The 22848-nt window shown below is 59.5% G+C and carries 19 protein-coding genes; all 19 read left to right on the forward strand.

Going from position 1 to position 22848, the window contains the following annotated elements; translation table 11 throughout:
- Positions 1-11: 11 nt before the first annotated feature.
- The 19 genes from uppS to ispD all read left to right on the forward strand — a co-directional run bounded on the left by uppS (position 12) and on the right by ispD (position 22848).
- Positions 12-767 (forward strand): polyprenyl diphosphate synthase, encoded by a 756-nt coding sequence (gene uppS / locus E4O97_RS00070; RefSeq protein WP_032877375.1) that lies wholly within the window; start codon positions 12-14, stop codon positions 765-767.
- The gene (locus E4O97_RS00075) at positions 768-1574 is read left to right on the forward strand and encodes a phosphatidate cytidylyltransferase (RefSeq protein ID WP_248160725.1); all 807 of its coding nucleotides are present in this window, start codon (positions 768-770) and stop codon (positions 1572-1574) included.
- Complete coding sequence (gene ispC, locus E4O97_RS00080; protein WP_005785718.1) at positions 1571-2761, forward strand: 1-deoxy-D-xylulose-5-phosphate reductoisomerase; 1191 nt, start codon at positions 1571-1573, stop codon at positions 2759-2761. Before E4O97_RS00075 ends, ispC begins: the two co-directional genes overlap by 4 nt.
- Positions 2762-2812: 51 nt before the next feature.
- Positions 2813-4165, forward strand: a complete 1353-nt coding sequence (gene rseP, locus E4O97_RS00085; protein WP_248160726.1) for a sigma E protease regulator RseP — start codon at positions 2813-2815, stop codon at positions 4163-4165.
- A 74-nt stretch (positions 4166-4239) separates the two neighbouring features.
- Positions 4240-6627, forward strand: a complete 2388-nt coding sequence (gene bamA / locus E4O97_RS00090; RefSeq protein ID WP_032877372.1) for an outer membrane protein assembly factor BamA — start codon at positions 4240-4242, stop codon at positions 6625-6627.
- 45 nt (positions 6628-6672) lie between these two features.
- On the forward strand, positions 6673-7176 hold the full coding sequence (locus E4O97_RS00095) for an OmpH family outer membrane protein (RefSeq protein ID WP_003172279.1): 504 nt from the start codon (positions 6673-6675) through the stop codon (positions 7174-7176).
- Positions 7177-7179: 3 nt separating this feature from the next.
- On the forward strand, positions 7180-8235 hold the full coding sequence (gene lpxD / locus E4O97_RS00100) for a UDP-3-O-(3-hydroxymyristoyl)glucosamine N-acyltransferase (protein WP_005785724.1): 1056 nt from the start codon (positions 7180-7182) through the stop codon (positions 8233-8235).
- Between the two features lie 111 nt (positions 8236-8346).
- The gene (fabZ, locus tag E4O97_RS00105; RefSeq protein ID WP_005785726.1) at positions 8347-8787 is read left to right on the forward strand and encodes a 3-hydroxyacyl-ACP dehydratase FabZ; all 441 of its coding nucleotides are present in this window, start codon (positions 8347-8349) and stop codon (positions 8785-8787) included.
- A complete protein-coding gene (gene lpxA, locus E4O97_RS00110) occupies positions 8784-9560 on the forward strand; it encodes an acyl-ACP--UDP-N-acetylglucosamine O-acyltransferase (RefSeq protein WP_005785728.1) in 777 nt (258 codons plus the stop codon). Before fabZ ends, lpxA begins: the two co-directional genes overlap by 4 nt.
- 2 nt (positions 9561-9562) lie before the next feature.
- The gene (gene lpxB / locus E4O97_RS00115) at positions 9563-10702 is read left to right on the forward strand and encodes a lipid-A-disaccharide synthase (protein ID WP_032877371.1); all 1140 of its coding nucleotides are present in this window, start codon (positions 9563-9565) and stop codon (positions 10700-10702) included.
- Positions 10699-11331 (forward strand): ribonuclease HII, encoded by a 633-nt coding sequence (rnhB, locus tag E4O97_RS00120; RefSeq protein WP_248130913.1) that lies wholly within the window; start codon positions 10699-10701, stop codon positions 11329-11331. Before lpxB ends, rnhB begins: the two co-directional genes overlap by 4 nt.
- A 76-nt stretch (positions 11332-11407) precedes the next feature.
- On the forward strand, positions 11408-14929 hold the full coding sequence (dnaE, locus tag E4O97_RS00125) for a DNA polymerase III subunit alpha (protein ID WP_248160727.1): 3522 nt from the start codon (positions 11408-11410) through the stop codon (positions 14927-14929).
- 128 nt (positions 14930-15057) lie between these two features.
- On the forward strand, positions 15058-16005 hold the full coding sequence (locus E4O97_RS00130; RefSeq protein WP_003189182.1) for an acetyl-CoA carboxylase carboxyltransferase subunit alpha: 948 nt from the start codon (positions 15058-15060) through the stop codon (positions 16003-16005).
- Between the two features lie 163 nt (positions 16006-16168).
- On the forward strand, positions 16169-17488 hold the full coding sequence (tilS, locus tag E4O97_RS00135) for a tRNA lysidine(34) synthetase TilS (protein WP_248160728.1): 1320 nt from the start codon (positions 16169-16171) through the stop codon (positions 17486-17488).
- 273 nt (positions 17489-17761) lie between these two features.
- Positions 17762-19393, forward strand: coding sequence for a CTP synthase (locus E4O97_RS00140; protein ID WP_005785740.1), 1632 nt, complete (start codon positions 17762-17764; stop codon positions 19391-19393).
- 5 nt (positions 19394-19398) lie between these two features.
- The gene (kdsA, locus tag E4O97_RS00145; RefSeq protein ID WP_003189190.1) at positions 19399-20244 is read left to right on the forward strand and encodes a 3-deoxy-8-phosphooctulonate synthase; all 846 of its coding nucleotides are present in this window, start codon (positions 19399-19401) and stop codon (positions 20242-20244) included.
- A 157-nt stretch (positions 20245-20401) separates the two neighbouring features.
- The gene (eno, locus tag E4O97_RS00150; RefSeq protein ID WP_032877366.1) at positions 20402-21691 is read left to right on the forward strand and encodes a phosphopyruvate hydratase; all 1290 of its coding nucleotides are present in this window, start codon (positions 20402-20404) and stop codon (positions 21689-21691) included.
- Between the two features lie 171 nt (positions 21692-21862).
- Positions 21863-22141, forward strand: a complete 279-nt coding sequence (gene ftsB / locus E4O97_RS00155; protein WP_003189195.1) for a cell division protein FtsB — start codon at positions 21863-21865, stop codon at positions 22139-22141.
- Positions 22138-22848 carry a 2-C-methyl-D-erythritol 4-phosphate cytidylyltransferase gene (gene ispD / locus E4O97_RS00160; protein ID WP_005785745.1) on the forward strand — a complete coding sequence of 237 codons (711 nt, stop codon included), beginning with the start codon at positions 22138-22140 and terminating at the stop codon, positions 22846-22848. The genes ftsB and ispD overlap by 4 nt, the downstream gene beginning before the upstream one ends.

Here is a 22848-nt window from a genome sequence, read left to right on the forward strand (position 1 = left end):
AGGACGCCTTTATGGAAAAGACCAAGCAGACTGTGCCCTCCGTGGTGCCGCGCCATGTCGCGATCATCATGGATGGGAATAATCGCTGGGCGAAAAAACGCTTTATGCCGGGTGTTGCCGGGCATAAAGCGGGTGTTGACGCGGTAAGGGCGGTGATTGAGGTGTGCGCCGAGGCCAAGGTCGAAGTGTTGACCTTGTTCGCCTTTTCCAGTGAGAACTGGCAGCGGCCCGCCGACGAAGTCAGTGCCTTGATGGACCTGTTTTTCAAGGCGCTGCGTCGTGAGGCCAAGCGCCTCAATGACAACAACATCAGTCTGCGCATCATTGGTGATCGCTCGCGGTTCCACCCGGAACTGCAAGTGGCCATGCGCGAAGCCGAGGCTATCACCGCAGGCAGTAATCGTTTTGTGCTGCAGATCGCAGCCAATTACGGCGGCCAGTGGGATATCGCCCAGGCTGCGCAACGGCTTGCCCGCGAAGTGCAGGCCGGCCATCTGCGCCCCGACGACATCACGCCCGAACTGTTGCAAACCTGCCTGGTGACCGGCGACCTGCCGTTGCCGGACTTGTGTATCCGTACCGGTGGTGAGCATCGCATCAGCAATTTCCTGTTGTGGCAGCTAGCCTATACCGAGTTGTACTTCTCCGACCTGTTCTGGCCGGACTTCAAACACGATGCCATGCGCAATGCGCTGGCCGATTTCGCTTCCCGTCAGCGTCGTTTCGGTAAAACGAGCGAGCAGATCGAAGCTGGAGCCCGGGTTTAAATGCTTAAACAACGAATCATCACGGCGCTGATCCTGCTGCCGATTGCCTTGTGCGGTTTCTTCCTGCTTGAAGGGTCCGGCTTTGCGCTGTTTATCGGTCTGGTCGTGAGCCTGGGTGCCTGGGAATGGGCGCGCCTGGCAGGCTTCGGCAACCAGTTGCCGCGTGTGGCGTACGCCGCAGTGGTCGCGGTGTTGTTGTTCCTGATGTACATCCTGCCGGACATCGCACCCTGGGTATTGGGGGCGGCGGTGCTGTGGTGGGCGTTGGCAACATTCCTGGTGCTGACTTACCCACGCACCAGCGGTCAATGGTCCAGCGTGGCCTGCAAGCTGGTGATCGGCTTGCTGATCCTGCTGCCGGCCTGGCAAGGGCTGGTGGAAATCAAGCGCTACCCTATCGGTAATGAATTGATCCTGGTCGTGATGGTGCTGGTGTGGGGGGCCGATATCGGCGCCTACTTCTCTGGTCGCGCATTTGGCAAGCGCAAGCTGGCTCCGGCCGTCAGCCCGGGCAAGAGCTGGGAAGGCGTATACGGTGGCCTGGCCTTGACGCTACTGATCACGCTGGTGGTCGGTTTGGTGCGTGACTGGTCGGTGAAAGAGGTTCTACTGGCCTTGCTGGGCACCGCTATCGTCGTGTTTATCTCGGTGGTGGGTGACCTCACCGAGAGCATGTTCAAGCGCCAGGCCGGGATCAAGGACAGCAGTAACCTGCTGCCGGGTCATGGTGGCGTGCTGGACCGCATCGACAGCCTCACTGCCGCGCTGCCGATCTTCGCGGTGTTGCTGTGGATGATCGCTTCGTGAGCGGCCTGCAGCAGGTTACCGTACTGGGCGCGACCGGTTCCGTCGGGCTGAGTACCCTGGATGTCATCGCTCGTCACCCGGATCGTTACCAGGTTTTCGCCCTGACCGGCTTCACGCGTTTGCGCGAATTGCTGGCCTTGTGCGTGCGCCACTCACCGCGCTTTGCTGTAGTGCCTGAGGCCGCGGCGGCCCGTGGGCTGCAGGATGATCTGCGGGCTGCGGGGTTGACCACCCAGGTGCTGGTCGGGGAAGCGGGGTTGTGCCAGGTGGCGGCCGACGCCGATGTGGATACCGTGGTGGCGGCGATTGTCGGCGCGGCGGGGTTGCGTCCTACCCTGGCGGCAGTCGATGCCGGCAAGAAAATTCTGTTGGCCAATAAAGAAGCCCTGGTCATGTCTGGCGCACTCTTCATGCAAGCCGTGCGCAAGAGTGGGGCGGTCCTGCTGCCGCTGGACAGTGAGCACAACGCAATCTTCCAGTGCATGCCCGGGGATTTCGCCCGCGGCTTGAGCCAGGTCGGTGTGCGCCGGATTCTGCTGACGGCGTCCGGTGGCCCCTTCCGGCAGACTCCGCTGGCTGAGCTTGAGCATGTGTCTCCCGATCAGGCCTGCGCTCATCCAAACTGGTCCATGGGGCGCAAGATTTCCGTGGATTCGGCGAGCATGATGAACAAAGGCCTGGAGCTGATCGAGGCGTGCTGGTTGTTCGATGCACGGCCTGATCAGGTCGAGGTGGTGATCCATCCGCAAAGTGTGATCCACTCTTTGGTCGATTACGTGGACGGTTCGGTGTTGGCGCAGCTGGGCAACCCGGATATGCGCACGCCGATCGCCAATGCCTTGGCCTGGCCGGAGCGGATCGATTCCGGCGTGGCGCCCCTGGATCTGTTTGCGATTGCGCGCCTGGACTTCGAAGCCCCGGACGAGCAGCGTTTTCCGTGCCTGCGCCTGGCGCGGCAAGCGGCCGAGGCGGGTAACAGCGCGCCGGCCATGCTCAATGCGGCCAATGAAGTGGCCGTGGCGGCGTTTCTCGAACGGCGCATCCGCTTTCCGCAGATCGCGAGTATCATCGAGGACGTCCTGAATCTTGAGCCAGTCGTGGCTGTAAATGACCTGGGAGCGGTATTTGAGGCTGATACCAAGGCCCGAGCCTTGGCCCAGCAATGGCTGGATCGCGACACACGTTAGGGTGGGCGCGTTTGAGCCTTCAGGCATCGGATTGAAATGCGGAGAAATTAGATGAGTGCGCTCTACATGATTGTCGGCACCCTGGTTGCTCTGGGTGTGCTGGTTACCTTCCACGAATTCGGCCACTTCTGGGTGGCGCGTCGTTGCGGCGTCAAGGTATTGCGCTTTTCCGTTGGTTTCGGCATGCCATTGTTGCGCTGGCATGATCGTCGTTGCACCGAGTTCGTGATTGCCGCTATCCCGTTGGGTGGCTACGTCAAGATGCTCGATGAGCGCGAAGGTGAAGTGCCGGCTGATCAATTGGATCAGTCTTTCAATCGCAAGACCGTTCGTCAGCGTATCGCAATTGTTGCAGCGGGCCCGATCGCCAACTTCCTGTTGGCAATGGTGTTCTTCTGGGTTCTGGCCATGATGGGCAGCCAGCAGGTGCGCCCGGTCATCGGTGCAGTCGAGGCGGACAGCATCGCGTCCAGGGCCGGCTTGGTGGCAGGGCAGGAAATTGTTTCCATTGATGGCGAGCCGACCACCGGTTGGGGCGCGGTCAATTTGCAGTTGGTGCGCCGCCTGGGTGAAAGCGGCACCGTCAATGTGGTGGTGCGTGACCAGGATTCCAGTGCCGAAACCCCGCGGGCGTTGGCTCTGGACCACTGGCTCAAGGGCGCCGATGAGCCTGATCCGATCAAATCCCTGGGGATTCGTCCTTGGCGTCCGGCCTTGCCGCCGGTACTGGCTGAGCTGGATCCGAAAGGTCCGGCCCAGGCCGCAGGCCTGAAAACCGGTGATCGCCTGCTGGCCCTCGATGGCCAGGCGCTGGGTGACTGGCAGCAAGTGGTCGACCTGGTACGTGTGCGTCCTGATACCAGAATTGTGCTGAAAGTTGAGCGCGAGGGTGCTCAAATCGATGTTCCCGTGACCTTGTCGGTTCGCGGGGAGGCCAAGGCGGCCGGGGGTTACCTGGGTGCCGGGGTCAAAGGTGTCGAATGGCCGCCATCGATGGTTCGAGAGGTCAGCTTCGGGCCTTTGGCCGCGATTGGCGAGGGTGCGAAACGCACCTGGACCATGAGCGTACTGACCCTCGAATCCCTCAAGAAAATGTTGTTCGGTGAGCTCTCGGTAAAAAACTTGAGTGGACCGATAACCATTGCTAAAGTGGCGGGCGCTTCTGCCCAGTCGGGTGTCGCGGATTTCCTGAATTTCCTGGCTTATCTGAGTATTAGCCTTGGGGTTCTGAATTTGCTGCCCATTCCAGTATTGGATGGGGGGCATCTGCTGTTTTATCTGGTCGAGTGGGTGCGTGGTCGCCCCTTGTCGGATCGGGTGCAGGGTTGGGGGATACAGATCGGTATCAGTTTGGTGGTCGGGGTGATGTTGTTAGCTCTGGTCAACGATCTGGGACGACTGTAACGCTTCGCTGAATTGCGAATCTGCCGCATTTTGCGGCAGTTTGTTTATTGCCAGTTGGAATAAGAAAGGACTTCATGAAACGTCTGCTGCTAACTGCGGTTCTCACCGTATTGATGATCGCCGAAGTTCACGCCGAGTCCTTCACCATCTCCGATATTCGCGTCAACGGCCTCCAGCGGGTTTCCGCGGGTAGCGTCTTTGGTGCCTTGCCGTTGAACGTCGGGGAACAGGCGGATGATCGTCGCCTGGTGGAATCCACTCGTGCGCTGTTCAAAACCGGGTTCTTTCAAGATATCCAACTGGGTCGCGAAGGCAACGTCCTGGTCATCACGGTCGTCGAACGACCTTCCGTTGCGAGTATCGCGATCGAAGGTAACAAGGCCATCTCCACTGAAGACCTGATGAAGGGCCTGAAGCAATCCGGCCTGGCCGAAGGCGAGATCTTCCAGCGCGCGACCCTTGAGGGTGTGCGTAACGAACTGCAACGCCAGTACGTTGCCCAGGGCCGCTACTCCGCGACCGTGGAAACCGAAGTGATCCCGCAGCCTCGTAACCGTGTGGGCCTCAAGGTCAATATCAACGAAGGTACCGTCGCGGCCATTCAGCACATCAACGTGGTGGGCAACACCAAATTCGCTGATGACGACCTGATCGACCTGTTCGAGCTCAAGACCACCAACTGGCTGTCGTTCTTCAAGAACGATGACAAATACGCCCGTGAAAAACTTTCCGGTGACCTTGAACGCCTGCGCTCCTACTACCTGGACCGTGGCTACATCAACATGGACATCGCTTCGACCCAGGTGTCCATCACCCCGGACAAGAAGCACGTCTATATCACCGTGAACGTCAACGAAGGCGAGAAGTACAAGGTTCGTGACGTCAAGCTCAGCGGCGACCTGAAAGTCCCTGAGGACCAGGTCAAGTCCCTGCTGCTGGTGCAGAAGGATCAGGTGTTCTCGCGCAAGCTGATGACCACTACCTCCGAACTGATCACTCGCCGCCTGGGTAACGAAGGCTATACCTTCGCCAACGTCAACGGCGTGCCGACCCCGAATGATGAAGATCACACGGTAGACATCACCTTCGTCGTCGATCCTGGCAAGCGTGCCTACGTAAACCGCATCAACTTCCGTGGCAACACCAAGTCTGCGGACGAAGTGCTGCGTCGTGAAATGCGTCAGATGGAAGGTGGCTGGGCTTCGACCTACCTGATCGACCAGTCCAAGACCCGTCTTGAGCGTCTGGGCTTCTTCAAGGAAGTCAACGTCGAAACCCCGGCCGTACCGGGTGTGGATGACCAGGTTGACGTGAACTACGCCGTTGAAGAGCAAGCTTCGGGCTCGATCACCGCCAGCGTCGGTTTCGCACAGAGCGCCGGCCTGATCCTGGGTGGCTCGATCACCCAGAACAACTTCCTCGGTACCGGTAACAAGGTTTCCATCGGCCTGACCCGAAGCGAATACCAGAGCCGCTATAACTTCGGTTATGTCGACCCCTACTGGACAGCTGACGGTGTGAGCCTGGGCTACAACGCCTTCTACCGCACCACCGACTACAAAGACCTCGACGTCGACGTTGCAAGCTATGCGATCGACAGCCTGGGTGTGGGCGCAAACATCGGTTACCCGATCAGCGAAACCTCGCGCCTGACCTTCGGCATCACCGCGCAACAGGACGAGATCAAGACCGGTGTATATACCGTGGACGAGATCTTCGACTTCACTCGTCGTGAAGGTGACAAGTTCCTGAACTTCAAGGCATCTGCCGGCTGGTCCGAGTCGACCTTGAACAAAGGTGTACTGGCAACCCGTGGTCATTCCCAGAGCCTGACTGCGGAAGTCACCACACCGGGCAGCGACCTGTCGTTCTTCAAGCTCGACTACCGCGGCCAGTTGTTCCAGCCGTTGAGCGATAACTACACCATGCGCCTGCACACAGAGCTGGGTTATGGCGACGGTTATGGTTCCACTGATGGCTTGCCGTTCTATGAGAACTACTACGCCGGTGGTTTCAACTCGGTACGTGGCTTCAAGGACAGTACTTTGGGCCCGCGTGGTACGCCAAGCCGTGGTTTTGCTGACACCGGTAACGTCGGAACTCGACGTGACGACGACAACGACCCGCTGCCATTCGGTGGTAACGTGCTGATCCAGGGTGGTGCAGAGATCCTGTTCCCGCTGCCATTCGTCAAGGACCAGCGTTCGCTGCGCACCTCAGTCTTCTGGGACGTGGGTAACGTGTTCGACTCCAAGTGTGAACAAGTCACCAACCCGAACGGTTCGCGGTCCAACACCCAATGCAACGACGTGAGCCTCAGCAACCTGGCGAGCTCCGTGGGCGTGGGTGTGACCTGGGTGACTGCGCTGGGCCCGTTGAGCTTTGCGCTGGCCATGCCGATCAAGAAACCGGATAACGCTGAAACCCAGATTTTCCAATTCTCCCTCGGCCAGACGTTCTAAGCGTCTGACCCAAGATAACGACAACGGATTCTGTAGGAGTACATCGTGCGTAAGTTGACTCAATTGGTCTTGCTGGCCACTGTGCTGGTAACCACCCCGGCCTTCGCCGAAATGAAAATCGCCGTCCTGAACTATCAGATGGCTCTGCTGGAATCCGACGCGGCCAAGAAGTACGCCGTGGATGCCGAGAAAAAATTCGGTCCGCAGCTGACCAAGCTCAAAACCTTGGAAAGCAGCGCCAAGGGCATCCAGGATCGTCTGGTAGCCGGTGGCGACAAGATGCAGCAAGGCGAGCGCGAGCGTCTGGAGCTTGAATTCAAGCAAAAGGCCCGTGACTACCAGTTCCAGTCCAAGGAGCTGAACGAAGCCAAGGCTGTTGCCGACCGTGAAATGCTCAAGCAGCTCAAGCCCAAGCTCGACAGCGCCGTGGAAGAAGTCATCAAGAAGGGTGCCTTTGACCTGGTGTTCGAGCGCGGCGCCGTGATTGACGTCAAGCCTCAATACGACATCACCCGTCAGGTGATCGAGCGCATGAACCAGCTGAAGTAAGCCATGACCGCGACTATCAAACTCGGCGAGTTGGCCGAGTTCCTGGGAGCCACCTTGCGTGGCTCCCCGGAGAAAGAAATCACTGGGCTAGCCACCTTGCAGGAGGCTGGCCCAGCTCAGTTGAGCTTCCTCGCAAATCCCCAATACCGTAAATACCTGGTTGATTGCCAGGCCGCAGCCGTGTTGCTGAAGGCCGCTGACGCTGAAGGGTTTATCGGGGATGCGCTGGTGGTGGCCGACCCGTACCTGTCGTACGCCAAGGCGTCACACCTGTTCGATCCCAAGCCGAAAGCGGCCGGTGGCATCCACCCATCTGCGGTAATTGCCGATGATGCCCAGGTTGACCCTGCGGCCAGCATCGGTGCGTTTGCAGTGATCGAGAGCGGGGCGCGTATTGGTGCAGGTGTCACCGTGGGCGCCCACTGCTTTATCGGCGCACGCTGTGAAATCGGTGCCAATGGTTGGCTGGCCCCACGTGTAACCCTCTACCACGATGTGCGTATTGGTCAGCGTGTGGTCATTCAGTCCGGCGCTGTTATCGGCGGCGAAGGCTTTGGCTTTGCCAACGCCAAAGGTGTCTGGCACAAGATTGCCCAGGTCGGCGGCGTATTGATCGGCGACGATGTGGAGATCGGTGTAAACACTGCGGTGGATCGTGGGGCTTTGGCCGATACGGTGATCGGTAACGGCGTGAAGCTCGACAACCAGATCCAGATCGCCCACAACGTACAGATTGGCGATCACACCGCCATGGCTGCGTGCGTGGGTATTTCCGGCAGCACCAAAATCGGCAAGCATTGCATGCTCGCCGGCGGCGTCGGGCTGGTGGGGCATATCGATATTTGCGACAACGTCTTTATCACCGGCATGACCATGGTGACTCACTCGATTACCGAGCCGGGGGCCTATTCTTCCGGTACCGCCATGCAACCTGCGGCTGAATGGCGCAAGAGCGCGGCGCGTTTGAGGAAGATCGACGACATGGCACGACGTATCAAACAGCTGGAAAAGCGTGTTGGGGACGTGACCCCTGGCGGTAATGCTTCATCTGAAGGCTGATACCATTTCCATATCAAGTGTGCACAGCCGCTAGACTGCCTCCTTGATTTGCTAGCGGGGCGTGCGCTTAGTTCGCCCGCCCCCAATCTTTATTACAGGCTTCCCCCCGAAATGATGGACATCAACGAGATTCGCGAATACCTGCCTCACCGTTACCCGTTCCTGCTGGTGGACCGCGTAGTGGACCTCAATGTCGAGGAAAAGCGCATTCGTGCCTACAAGAATGTCAGCATCAACGAACCATTCTTCAACGGTCACTTCCCAGCGCATCCCATCATGCCGGGCGTGTTGATCATCGAAGCGATGGCCCAGGCTGCCGGTATCCTTGGTTTCAAAATGCTCGACCTCAAGCCTGCCGACGGCACGCTTTACTATTTCGTGGGCTCCGACAAGCTGCGTTTTCGCAACCCGGTCACCCCGGGTGACCAGTTGATCCTGGAAGCCAGGTTCATCAGCTGCAAGCGCCAGATCTGGAAGTTCGAATGCCAGGCCTCGGTAGATGGCAAGCCGGTATGCTCTGCCGAGATCATCTGTGCGGAACGCAAACTATGAGTTTGATTGACCCTCGCGCAATCATCGATCCGTCGGCCGTACTGGCCGCCGACGTTGAGGTTGGCCCCTGGTCGATCGTCGGCGCAGGTGTGGAAATCGGCGAGGGGACTGTCATCGGGCCACACGTGATCCTTAAAGGTCCGACCCGTATTGGCAAACACAATCGTATCTACCAGTTTTCCTCGGTAGGCGAAGACACCCCGGACATGAAGTACAAGGGTGAAGAAACACGCCTGGTAATCGGTGACCACAACATCATCCGTGAAGGCGTCACCATTCACCGCGGCACCGTACAGGATCGCGCTGAAACCACTTTGGGTGATCACAACCTGGTCATGGCCTATGCGCACATCGGTCATGACAGCGTGATCGGCAACCATTGCATCCTGGTCAACAACACTGCGTTGGCAGGCCATGTGCACGTTGACGACTGGGCGATCCTGTCCGGTTTCACCCTGGTGCATCAGTACTGCCATATCGGCGCCCACAGCTTTTCCGGCATGGGCACCGCCATTGGCAAGGATGTGCCTGCATTCGTGACGGTGTTCGGCAACCCTGCCGAGGCTCGCAGCATGAACTTCGAAGGCATGCGCCGCCGCGGTTTCAGCGAAGAGGCGATCCACGCTCTGCGCCGTGCCTACAAGACGGTTTACCGTCAGGGGCTGACGGTTGAGCAGGCGCTGACCGAACTGACCGAGCCGGCAACCCTGTTTCCGGAAGTCGCGGTGTTCCGTGACTCGATCCAGGCGTCGACTCGCGGCATCACTCGCTGATCATGGCCAATCTGCGTATTGCACTCGTGGCCGGTGAAGCGTCCGGCGATATTCTGGGTGCTGGCCTGATGCGAGCCCTCAAGGCCCAGCATCCTGCGGTGGAGTTTATCGGTGTGGGTGGGCCGCTGATGCAGGCCGAAGGGCTTGCCTCCTACTTCCCCATGGAGCGGCTGTCGGTCATGGGGTTGGTGGAGGTGTTGGGACGCCTGCGTGAGCTGCTCGCTCGCCGCAAGCTGTTGATCAAGACGCTGATCGATGAAAAGCCTGACGTCTTTATCGGCATCGATGCACCGGATTTCACCCTCAATATCGAACTAAAATTGCGTCAGGCCGGGATCAAGACCGTGCACTACGTCAGCCCATCCGTATGGGCGTGGCGGCAGAAGCGCGTGTTGAAGATCCGCGAAGGCTGCGACCTGATGTTGACCCTGTTGCCGTTCGAAGCCAGGTTCTACGAGGAGAAGGGCGTACCGGTGCGGTTTGTCGGCCATACCCTGGCCGATGCCATTCCGTTGCAAGCCGATCGTGCTGCCGCGCGTGCCGAGCTGGGTTTGCCCGACGGCCCGTTGGTGGCGTTGATGCCGGGCAGTCGTGGCGGAGAGGTAGGGCGTCTGGGGGCGCTGTTTTTTGATGCCGCCGAACGTCTGCAGGCACAAAAGCCGGGGGTTCGCTTCGTGCTGCCGTGTGCCAGCCCGCAACGCCGCGCACAGATCGAGACCCTGCTGGAAGGTCGCAACCTGCCGCTGACCCTGCTTGACGGCCAGTCCCATCTGGCTCTGGCAGCCTGCGATGCGGTGTTGATTGCGTCGGGCACTGCCACCCTTGAAGCCTTGCTGTACAAGCGGCCAATGGTTGTAGCCTATCGCCTGGCGCCGCTGACCTTCTGGATTCTCAAGCGCATGGTCAAGAGCCCTTATATCTCCCTGCCCAACCTGCTGGCCCAGCGCCTGCTGGTGCCAGAGTTGTTGCAGGACGATGCAACGCCTGAAGCGCTTGCGCAGACCCTACTGCCCTTGATTGACGGCGGCGAAGAGCAGACCCGTGGTTTCGACGACATTCATCGCACGTTGCGTCGTGATGCCTCGAACCAGGCGGCCGACGCCGTGTTGACCTTGATCGGCCATAAACAGGAAGCCTTATGACCACGCAAATGGGGCTGGATTTCAGCCTGGTTGCCCAAGCTCACGAACTGGTGGCCGGTGTTGACGAAGTAGGACGCGGCCCGCTGTGTGGCGCAGTGGTCACGGCGGCGGTAATCCTAGATCCGAACCGCCCGATCCTGGGCCTCAATGATTCGAAAAAGCTTACCGAAGCCCGTCGCGAAAAGCTCTATGACGAGATCTGTGAAAAGGCCCTGAGTTGGCATATCGCTCGCGCTGAAGTCGAGGAAATCGACGAACTTAATATCCTCCATGCAACCATGTTAGCCATGCAGCGTGCTGTTGAAGGGCTGCATATCACCCCGAAAATGGCGATGATCGATGGCAACCGTTGCCCGAAGCTTGCGATGCCGTCCGAAGCGGTGGTCAAGGGCGATAGCAAGGTTCCAGCCATTGCCGCCGCCTCGATCCTCGCCAAGGTCAGCCGTGACCGTGAAATGGCTGCGTTCGAACTGATCTACCCCGGCTACGGGATTGGCGGCCATAAAGGCTACCCGACGCCCGTTCATCTGGAAGCCCTGGCTCGGCTGGGCCCGACCCCGATCCATCGCCGCTCGTTTGCCCCGGTACGCCTGGCTTATGAGGCCCGCGAAAGTCTGATCGAGGTTTAGCAGCAAGGCTGATGTTTTTACCAAGGCCCGGTACAATCCGGGCCTTGTTGTTTTCATGTATCAAGACAGGATCACTATGCCGGCTTCATTCGTTCACCTGCGCCTGCACACTGAGTACTCCCTGGTCGACGGCCTGGTACGGATCAAACCACTGGTCAAAACCCTGGTGGGCATGAATATGCCTGCGGTGGCGGTAACCGATCAGAACAACATGTGTTCCCTGGTCAAGTTCTACAAGAACGCCATGGGCGCCGGCATCAAGCCGATCTGTGGCGCCGACCTGTGGCTGTCCAACAAGGACCCGGATAACCCACTGAGCCGCATCAGCCTGCTGGCGATGAACGGCGTGGGTTATCGCAACCTCACTGAACTGATTTCCCGCGGCTTTATCGACGGCCAGCGCAACGGCTCGATCATCATCGAGCGCGAGTGGGTGGCCGAAGCCAGCGAAGGCCTGATCATGCTCTCGGCGGCTAAAGAGGGCGAGATCGGTATCGCGTTGCTGGGCGGTAATCCCCAGGAAGCCGAGGTGCTGGCACGTGAGTGGATGCAGGTATTCCCGGACCGTTTCTACCTGGAAGTCCAGCGTACCAACCGCCCCAACGATGAAGAACAACTGCATGCTGCCGTAGCCCTGGCCGATAAGCTGGGTGCTCCGCTGGTGGCGACCAACGATGTGCGGTTTATCAAGAAAGAAGATTTCGAGGCCCATGAAACCCGCGTGTGCATCGGCGAAGGCCGGGCCCTGGATGACCCGCGCCGCTCGAAGAATTACAGCGAAGAGCAATACCTCAAAAGCGCCGATGAAATGGCGCAGCTGTTCAGCGATTTGCCCGAGGCCCTGGAAAACTCCGTCGAGATCGCCAAGCGCTGCAACATCGAAGTGAAACTGGGCAAGCACTTTTTGCCCAACTTCCCGATACCCGATGGCATGACCATCGACGAATACTTTCGCAAAGTGTCGTTCGATGGCCTGGAAGAACGCCTTAGCGTTCTGCTGCCCAAGGACACCACTGAAGACTACGAAGCCAAGCGCCAGGTGTATGTCGACCGGTTGAATTTCGAGCTGGATATCATCATCCAGATGGGATTCCCCGGCTACTTCCTGATCGTAATGGACTTTATCCAGTGGGCCAAAAACAACGGCGTACCGGTAGGTCCCGGCCGGGGGTCAGGTGCTGGCTCGCTGGTGGCCTATGTTCAGAAGATTACCGACCTTGACCCGCTGGAATATGACCTGCTGTTCGAACGGTTCCTGAACCCGGAACGGGTGTCGATGCCCGACTTCGACGTCGACTTCTGCATGGATGGTCGTGACCGCGTGATTGAATACGTTGCCGAGAAATACGGCCGCAACGCGGTAAGTCAGATCATCACCTTCGGTTCTATGGCGGCGAAAGCGGTAATTCGCGACGTGGCGCGGGTGCAGGGCAAGTCCTACGGCCTGGCCGACCGCCTGTCGAAGATGATCCCGTTCGAAGTCGGCATGACCCTGGAAAAAGCCTACGAGCAGGAAGAAATCCTGCGCGACTTTATCAAGGTCGATGAAGAAGCTGCCGAAATCTGGGACATGGCGCGCAAGCTCGAAGGCGTGGTGCGTAACGTCGGTAAACACGCCGGTGGTGTGGTTATTGCGCCGACCAAGCTCACCGACTTTTCACCGATCTACTGCGATGAAGAAGGCGACGGCCTGGTCACCCAGTTCGACAAGGATGACGTGGAGGCGGCCGGTCTGGTGAAGTTCGACTTCCTCGGCCTGCGTACCCTGACAATCATCGACTGGGCACTCAAGACCATCAACCGCGACCGCGCCAAGGTCGGCGAAGAACCGCTGGATATCGCGTTTATCCCGCTGGACGACAAACCGACCTACAGCCTGCTGCAAAAGGCCGAAACCACGGCGGTGTTCCAGCTTGAATCCCGGGGCATGAAAGAGCTGATCAAAAAGCTCAAGCCCGACTGCCTGGAAGACTTGATCGCACTGGTGGCGCTGTTCCGTCCGGGCCCGCTGCAGTCGGGCATGGTGGATGACTTCATCAACCGCAAGCACGGTCGCGCCGAGCTGGCTTACCCGCACTCCGACTATCAATACGAGGGCCTCAAGCCTGTATTGGCGCCGACGTACGGCATCATCCTGTATCAGGAACAGGTGATGCAGATCGCCCAGGTAATGGCCGGCTACACCCTCGGTGGTGCGGACATGCTGCGTCGCGCCATGGGTAAAAAGAAACCCGAGGAAATGGCCAAGCAGCGCGGCGGTTTCATCGAGGGGTGCGCCACCAACAACATCGACGCCGACCTGGCCGGTAACATCTTCGACCTGGTAGAAAAATTCGCCGGTTATGGTTTCAACAAATCCCACTCCGCCGCCTATGGCCTGGTGTCGTACCAGACCGCCTGGCTGAAAGCCCACTACCCGGCGCCGTTCATGGCTGCGGTACTGTCGGCCGATATGCACAACACCGACAAGGTCGTGACCTTGATCGAGGAAGTGCGCACCATGAAGCTGCGCCTGGATGCGCCGGACGTGAACGCCTCTGAGTTCAAGTTCACGGTGAATGACGAAGGTCGCATCATCTATGGCCTCGGCGCGATCAAGGGCGTGGGCGAAGGCCCGGTGGAGGCCATCACCGAAGCGCGTCAGGATGGGCCATTCAAGGACCTGTTCGACTTCTGCGCGCGTGTTGACCTCAAGCGCATCAACAAACGTACCCTTGATGGCTTGATCCGCAGCGGCGCGCTCGACCGTCTCGGCCCGTATTTCCATGATGAGCCGAAGGCTTACCAGGCCAATATCGACCGTAACCGTGCGGTGCTGCTTACCGCCATGGAAGAGGCGATCAAGGCTGCCGAACAGACTGCCCGCACCCATGACAGCGGCCACGCCGACCTGTTTGGCGGGCTGTTCGTCGAAGAGGATGCGGATGTCTACGCCAATCATCGCAAGGCCAAGGAGCTGACCCTCAAGGAACGCCTCAAAGGTGAGAAAGACACCTTGGGCCTGTACCTCACCGGCCACCCGATTGACGAGTACGAAGGCGAAATCCGCCGTTTCGCCCGCCAGCGCATTATCGACCTCAAGCCCGCGCGGGATACCCAGACCGTCGCCGGCATGATCATCGCCCTGCGGGTGATGAAAAATAAAAAGGGCGACAAAATGGGTTTCATCACCCTGGATGACCGCTCGGGCCGGATCGAAGCGTCACTGTTTGCCGACGCGTTCCACTCCGCCCAGTCACTTTTGCAGACCGACGCCATGGTGGTGGTGGAAGGGGAGGTCAGCAATGATGACTTCTCCGGTGGCCTGCGCCTGCGTATCAAACGGGTGATGAGCATGGAAGATGCGCGCACCAACCTGGCCGAAAGCCTGCGCTTGAAGGTCAAGACCGAAGCGCTCAAGGGCGATCAGCTACGCTGGTTGGGTGACCTGCTCAAGCGCCACCGCGGCGCGTGCCCGGTAACCATGGAGTACACCGGCAGCGACGCCAAGGCCATGTTGCAGTTTGGTGAGACGTGGCGGATTGATCCGGCTGATGGCTTGATTCAAGCTTTGCGTGACCAGTTCGGGCGAGACAACGTCTTCCTCCAATACCGTTGACGGTCAGTACCCCTGACCTCGGCTGAACATTTAATCTCGACCTAAACGCGCCTCTCCCTTAAGGTAGGGCGCGAATAGACAACCGGCTGGCCAGGCACTCCTTGGCCGTCGACCCAAGACGGACGCTTATGAACCCGAATTTTCTTGATTTCGAACAGCCGATCGCTGACCTGCAAGCCAAGATCGAAGAGCTGCGCCTGGTCGGCAATGACAATTCGCTGAATATCGGCGACGAAATCGCTCGCCTGCAAGACAAAAGCAGCACGCTCACCGAAGACATCTTCGGCAAGCTGACCAGTTGGCAGATCGCGCGCCTGGCTCGCCACCCGCGCCGTCCGTACACCCTGGACTACATCGAACACATCTTCACCGAGTTCGATGAGCTGCACGGCGACCGCCACTTCTCCGACGACGCGGCCATTGTGGGCGGTATCGCTCGCCTGGACGACCAGCCGGTAATGGTGATCGGCCATCAGAAAGGTCGTGAAGTGCGCGAGAAAGTCCGTCGCAACTTCGGTATGCCGCGTCCGGAAGGCTACCGCAAGGCTTGCCGCCTGATGGAAATGGCCGAGCGCTTCAAGATGCCGATCCTGACCTTCATCGACACTCCGGGCGCATACCCGGGTATCGACGCCGAAGAGCGCAACCAGAGTGAAGCGATTGCCTGGAACCTGCGGGTCATGGCTCGCCTGAAAACCCCGATCATCGCCACCGTGATCGGTGAAGGTGGTTCCGGCGGTGCGCTGGCCATTGGCGTGTGCGACCAGTTGAACATGCTGCAATATTCGACCTACGCGGTGATTTCGCCGGAAGGTTGCGCCTCGATCCTGTGGAAAACCGCAGAGAAGGCGCCGGATGCGGCTGAAGCCATGGGCATCACCGCCGATCGCCTCAAGGGCCTGGGTATCGTGGACAAAGTGATCGCCGAGCCACTGGGCGGCGCCCACCGTGACCCGGCCGCGGCTGCCGCGACCATCCGTGCTGAACTGGGCTCGCAACTGGCGATGCTCAAGAAGCTGGATAACGAAGCGCTGCTGGCCCGTCGTTACGAGCGCCTTATGAGCTACGGTCTCTAAAGTCGACGCCGTAACTCAATGTGGGAGGGGGCTTGCTCCCGATAGCGGTGGATCAGTCACCAGATGCAGTGACTGACACTCAGCAATCGGGAGCAAGCCCCCTCCCACATTTGCTTTGTGTATGCTCGGCTTATGTATTCCAGATTTGCGGCGGGGACATCTGATGAAACCGGCTCTACCCGCCAGACTCCTGAAAACCCTGGCCCCCTGGCGCAATGCTCCGGCCTGGCGCATTGCATTCTCCGGTGGCCTCGACTCCACCGTCCTGCTGCACCTTCTGGCTTCCCTGGCAAACACCGAAACCCTGCCGCCCATCAGCGCTGTGCATGTCCATCATGGGCTGCAAGCGGCCGCTGACGCCTGGCCCAGTCATTGCCAAGCGTTATGTGACAGCCTGGGCATACCTTTGCAGGTCTTGCGTGTGCAGGTGCAACCCGGTTCCAGCCTGGAGCGTGCCGCGCGTAACGCACGTTACCAGGCGTTTACCGAGGTGATCGGGGCAGGGGAGGTGCTGCTCACCGCCCAGCATCGCGACGATCAAGCCGAGACCCTGCTGTTCCGCCTGTTACGCGGAGCCGGAGTGCGTGGGTTGGCGGCAATGCCCGAGCGTCGCCCGTTGGCGACGGGGCACTTGGTGCGGCCATTGCTGGCGGTTTCCCGCGGAGCACTGCAAGCCTACGCCCACGAACACCAATTGAAGTGGATTGAAGACCCTTCGAACGCCGATCCACGGTTCTCGCGCAATTACCTGCGTCACCAGGTCTTTCCAACGCTGACGCAGCGCTGGCCTCAGGCAGTATCAAGCCTGGCGCGCACTGCCGAGCACCTGAGTGAAGCCCAGGGCCTGCTCGACGAACTGGCGCACATGGATCTGACCGCCGCCGATCAGCCTTCAGCGTTTCCCTGGTTGCCTTTGCCTTCCTTGGTCCTTGCTCCGTTGCGCGATCTTTCCGATGCGCGCCAGCGCAATGCCTTGCGTCATTGGCTGAATCCCCTGACTCGTCTGCCCGACAGTGACCACTGGGCCAGTTGGTACGCCCTGCGCGATGCCAAGGGGGACGCACAGCCGTTATGGCGCCTGGCCGACGGTCAGCTTCATCGTTGCGGCGAACGCATTTGGTGGCTGCCTTCCACGTGGTCGGAATTTTCCGACGTGTCGGTGAGCTGGCCCGATCCGCGAAATCCACTAGAGTTACCCGGGAACGGCCAACTGATGTTTGCCGGCAAGGCTCCCGAGGGACCCTTGTCGATTCGTTATCGCCAGGGTGGCGAAATCGTCGAAGTGCCAGGTCGAGGCCGGCGTGATCTCAAGCGCCTGTTGAATGAAAGTGGTATGCCGGGCTTCGTCCGTGGCAGATTGCCGCTGGTCTATCGGGGCGAGCAATTGCTGGCTGTACCAACGCTTGCGGGGCTGAGGGCCAGTCCGCTGGATGACTGGCAATTACATTGGTTGCCACAGACCTGCGATCAAGGTTTGAGCTGATAGCGCCTTTCCGGTAGACTACGCTCCCTTCTTGATACAACTTCTGTGGATTCGACTGAATCGCAGCAGTTGCCGATTACCAAGCAGTCTTTGCTGGGCGATTCCAAAAAATGTGTAGCGATCAACGTACCGGTGTTTCCTTGCTGGTCTGTCACAACGCGGCGGTTTTTTTGAAAGGTGCACTGTGATTAATGCAGGTGATCGGGGGCTTCGGCCTTCCTTCGCTTTCCCCGGCGGCTCGGACCGCTTTAACGCAGACTTCTAGGGTTTTTCATGACGCGCTACATATTCGTCACGGGCGGTGTTGTTTCTTCATTGGGGAAAGGCATTGCCTCCGCTTCATTGGCGGCCATCCTGGAGGCGCGGGGGCTTAAAGTCACCATGCTCAAGCTGGACCCGTACATCAACGTCGACCCGGGCACCATGAGCCCGTTCCAGCACGGTGAAGTGTTCGTCACTCACGACGGCGCCGAGACCGACCTGGACCTGGGCCACTACGAGCGGTTCATCCGCACGACCATGACCCAGAACAACAACTTCACCACCGGCCGTGTCTACGAGCACGTGCTGCGCAAAGAGCGCCGTGGTGACTACCTGGGTGCAACCATCCAGGTGATCCCGCACATTACCGACGAAATCAAGCGCCGCATCATCAAGGGTGCAGGCGATGCCGACGTGGCGATGGTCGAGATCGGTGGCACCGTGGGTGACATCGAATCCCAACCGTTCCTTGAAGCCATCCGCCAGCTGCGTTTCGAAGTCGGCGCCAAGCGCGCGATGCTGATGCACCTGACACTGGTGCCGTACATCGCCACCGCCGGCGAAACCAAAACCAAGCCTACCCAGCACTCGGTCAAGGAACTGCGTTCCATCGGCCTGCAACCTGACGTACTGGTGTGCCGTTCCGATCACCCGATCGACATTTCCTCGCGCCGCAAGATCGCGCAATTCACCAACGTTGAAGAGCGTGCGGTGATCGCGCTGGAAGACGCCGACACCATCTACAAGATCCCGGGCATCCTGCATTCGCAGGGGCTGGATGATTTTGTGGTCGAGCGTTTCGGCCTGCAGTGCAATGGCGCGGACCTGTCCGAGTGGGAAGCCGTGGTCGACGCCAAGCTCAACCCTGAGCATGAAGTCACCATCGCCATGGTCGGCAAGTACATGGAGCTGCTGGACGCGTACAAGTCGCTGATTGAAGCGATGAGCCACGCCGGCATCAGCAACCGTACCAAGGTCAACCTGCGCTACATCGATTCCGAAGATATCGAGAACCAGGGCACTGCGCTGCTCGAAGGCGTTGACGCGATTCTCGTGCCGGGCGGTTTCGGCCTGCGTGGCGTGGAAGGCAAGATCACCGCGGTGCAATACGCTCGCGAGAACAAGGTGCCCTACCTGGGTATCTGCCTGGGCATGCAAGTGGCCGTTATCGAGTTCGCCCGTAACGTGCTGGGCTGGAAAGACGCCAACTCCACCGAGTTCGATCACAGCAGCGGCCACCCGGTCGTCGGCCTGATCACCGAGTGGGAAGACGCCACCGGCGCCGTTGAAACCCGTACCGAAACGTCCGACCTGGGCGGCACCATGCGCCTTGGTGCGCAGGACTGCTTGCTGGAAGCCGGCTCGCTGGTACACGACTGCTACGGCAAGGACGTAATCGTCGAGCGTCACCGTCACCGCTATGAAGTGAACAACAATCTGCTGCCGCAGATCAAAGAGGCTGGCCTGAAGATTTCCGGTCGCTCCGGTGACGGCAAGCTGGTTGAAGTGGTCGAAGCGCCGGATCATCCGTGGTTCGTGGCCTGCCAGTTCCACCCGGAGTTCACCTCGACGCCGCGCGACGGTCACCCGTTGTTCAGCGGTTTCGTCAAAGCAGCACTGACGCAACATCAGAAGAAGGCGTAACCCTGATGGCCCAGAAGATCATTCGCGTAGGCGATATCGAGATTGCCAACGACAAGCCCATGGTGCTGTTCGGCGGCATGAACGTGCTGGAAAGCCGCGACATGGCGATGCAGGTCTGTGAAGAATACGTGCGGGTTACCCAGAAGCTGGGCATCCCATACGTGTTCAAGGCCAGTTTCGACAAGGCCAACCGTTCTTCCGTGACCTCCTATCGCGGCCCGGGCCTTGAAGAAGGCATGCGGATCTTCCAGGACATCAAGCAAGCCTTCGGCGTGCCGATCATCACCGACGTCCACGAGCCTGAGCAGGCTGCCGTGGTCGCCGAGGTGTGCGACATCATCCAGTTGCCGGCCTTCCTGTCGCGCCAGACCGACCTCGTGGTCGCCATGGCCAAGACCGGCGCTGTGATCAACATCAAGAAAGCCCAGTTCCTCGCCCCTCAGGAGATGAAACACATCCTGAGCAAGTGCGTGGAAGCGGGTAACGACCAGTTGATCCTCTGCGAGCGTGGTTCGAGCTTCGGCTACAACAACCTCGTGGTGGACATGCTCGGTTTCGGCATCATGAAACAGTTCGAATACCCGGTGTTCTTCGACGTGACCCACGCGCTGCAAATGCCCGGTGGTCGCTCGGACTCCGCCGGCGGTCGCCGTGCCCAGGTCACCGACCTGGCCAAGGCGGGCATGAGCCAGTCGCTGGCGGGCCTGTTCCTTGAAGCCCACCCGGACCCGGACAACGCCAAATGTGATGGCCCATGCGCCCTGCGCCTGGACAAGCTGGAGCCATTCCTGGCCCAACTCAAGCAGTTGGACGAGCTGGTCAAGAGTTTTCCGACGGTAGAGACCGCGTAACTGCCATTTCTCCGGTAGAATTTCCCACGCTAAATGCTCAGGCCCTTGGGCCTGAGCCTTGTCGTCTGCAAGCCTGCCCCGTTGTTCCACCCTTGCGGTCGGTCAAAAGATTTCCTTCAGCTGCGTCGTTTTCGTCAACTTTGGAGTGTTTACAACAATGGCAAAAATCGTCGACATCAAAGGTCGTGAAGTTCTCGACTCCCGTGGCAACCCCACCGTCGAAGCCGACGTGCTTCTCGATAACGGCATCATCGGCAGCGCCTGCGCGCCGTCCGGTGCTTCCACCGGTTCGCGCGAAGCGCTGGAACTGCGTGATGGCGACAAGAGCCGTTACCTGGGCAAGGGTGTACTCAAGGCTGTAGCCAACATCAACGGTCCGATTCGTGACCTGTTGCTGGGCAAGGACCCGCTGGACCAGAAAGCCCTGGACCACGCGATGATCAAGCTCGACGGCACTGAAAACAAAGGCAGCCTCGGCGCCAATGCAATCCTCGCCGTGTCCCTGGCTGCCGCCAAGGCAGCAGCTCAGGACCAGGACCTGCCGTTGTACGCGCACATCGCCAACCTGAACGGCACCCCGGGCGTCTACTCGATGCCGGTACCGATGATGAACATCATCAACGGTGGCGAGCACGCGGATAACAACGTCGACATCCAGGAATTCATGGTGCAGCCGGTGGGCGCCAAGTCCTTCTCCGAAGGCCTGCGCATGGGCACCGAGATTTTCCATCACCTCAAGGCTGTACTGAAGGCCCGTGGCCTGAGCACCGCTGTGGGTGACGAAGGTGGTTTCGCACCGAACCTGGCCTCCAACGAAGATGCACTGAAAGTGATTTCCGAAGCCGTGGCCAACGCCGGCTACAAACTGGGCACCGACGTGACCCTGGCCCTGGACTGTGCGGCCAGCGAATTCTTTGAGGATGGCAAGTACAACCTGTCCGGCGAAGGCCAGGTGTTCAACTCAGAAGGTTTCGCTGAATACCTGAAGGGCCTGACCCAGCGCTACCCGATCATCTCGATCGAAGACGGCCTGGACGAGTCCGATTGGGATGGCTGGAAAATCCTCACCGACAAGATCGGCGAGAAAATCCAGCTGGTGGGCGACGACTTGTTCGTGACCAACACCAAGATCCTTAAAGAAGGCATCGACAAGAAGATCGCCAACTCGATCCTGATCAAGTTCAACCAGATCGGCACCTTGACCGAAACCCTGGAAGCCATCCAGATGGCCAAGGCTGCGGGCTACACCGCCGTGATCTCCCACCGCTCCGGCGAAACCGAAGATTCCACCATTGCCGACCTGGCCGTGGGCACTTCGGCGGGCCAGATCAAGACCGGCTCCCTGTGCCGTTCCGATCGCGTTTCCAAGTACAACCAATTGCTGCGCATCGAAGAGCAATTGGCAGGTAAAGCCAAGTACAACGGTCGCGGCGAGTTTCGCGGCTAAGCAGTAAATGGTAAAAAGTCGGCGGGTTGCGTCAGAAATTTCACGAAAGTGTGAATTTCGGCGCTAATCTGCTGACTGACAAGCGCAAGCCTGGTTTTTCCAGGCTTTGTGCTATCAGTTGCTGCAAAAGGTTTGCATGACTGTCTTTTTTCACTGGATATCCGGATTTCGATGCGCAGTCCCAATTGGTTGTTCCTCGTCTTGCTCTTGTTGCTGGCTGGCCTGCAGTACCGCCTATGGGTCGGTAATGGCAGCTTTGCGCAGGTGGAAGAGCTGACCCAGCAAATTGCCGACCAGCGTGCCGAAAACGAACGCCTGCTGGAGCGCAACCGTGTCCTGGACGCCGAAGTGCTTGAGCTGAAAAAAGGTACGGAGACCGTTGAAGAGCGGGCTCGTCATGAGTTGGGCATGGTCAAGGAGGGCGAGACCCTCTACCAGTTGGCCCAATGAATAACGATCTACCGGCCTTCTGGGCCGTGATTCCTGCCGCGGGCGTCGGTGCCCGTATGGCCGCGGACCGTCCCAAGCAATACCTGCAATTGGGCGGGCGCACTATTCTCGAACACAGCCTCGGCTGTTTTCTCGACCACCCCTCGCTCAAGGGCCTGGTGGTCAGTCTTGCTGTTGATGATCCTTATTGGCCCACCCTGGCGTGCGCCACAGACCCGCGCATCCAGCGTGCGGACGGTGGCTCGGAACGCTCGGGCTCGGTGCTTAATGCACTGCTGCACCTTAATGCCCTGGGTGCCAGTGATGATGACTGGGTGCTGGTGCATGACGCGGCGCGGCCTAACTTGAGCCGTGATGACCTCGACAAACTCTTGGCTGAACTGGCGGATGACCCGGTGGGCGGTCTGCTGGCGGTGCCGGCTCGCGACACGCTCAAGCGCGTCGACAAGCATGGCCGCGTGGTGGAAACCGTTGACCGCAGCCTGATCTGGCAGGCTTATACGCCGCAGATGTTCCGCCTGGGGGCCTTGCACCGCGCCTTGGCCGACAGCCTGGTGGCGGACGCCGTGATCACCGACGAAGCGTCGGCCATGGAATGGTCCGGCCAGGCGCCGCGGCTGGTCGAAGGGCGTGCGGACAATATCAAGGTCACCCGCCCCGAAGACCTTGAATGGCTGCGTCAGCGCCGGGCTTATCAGGCGTCCTGA

The organism is Pseudomonas sp. W15Feb34 (assembly GCF_023127765.1).
Lineage (GTDB): Bacteria > Pseudomonadota > Gammaproteobacteria > Pseudomonadales > Pseudomonadaceae > Aquipseudomonas > Aquipseudomonas synxantha_A.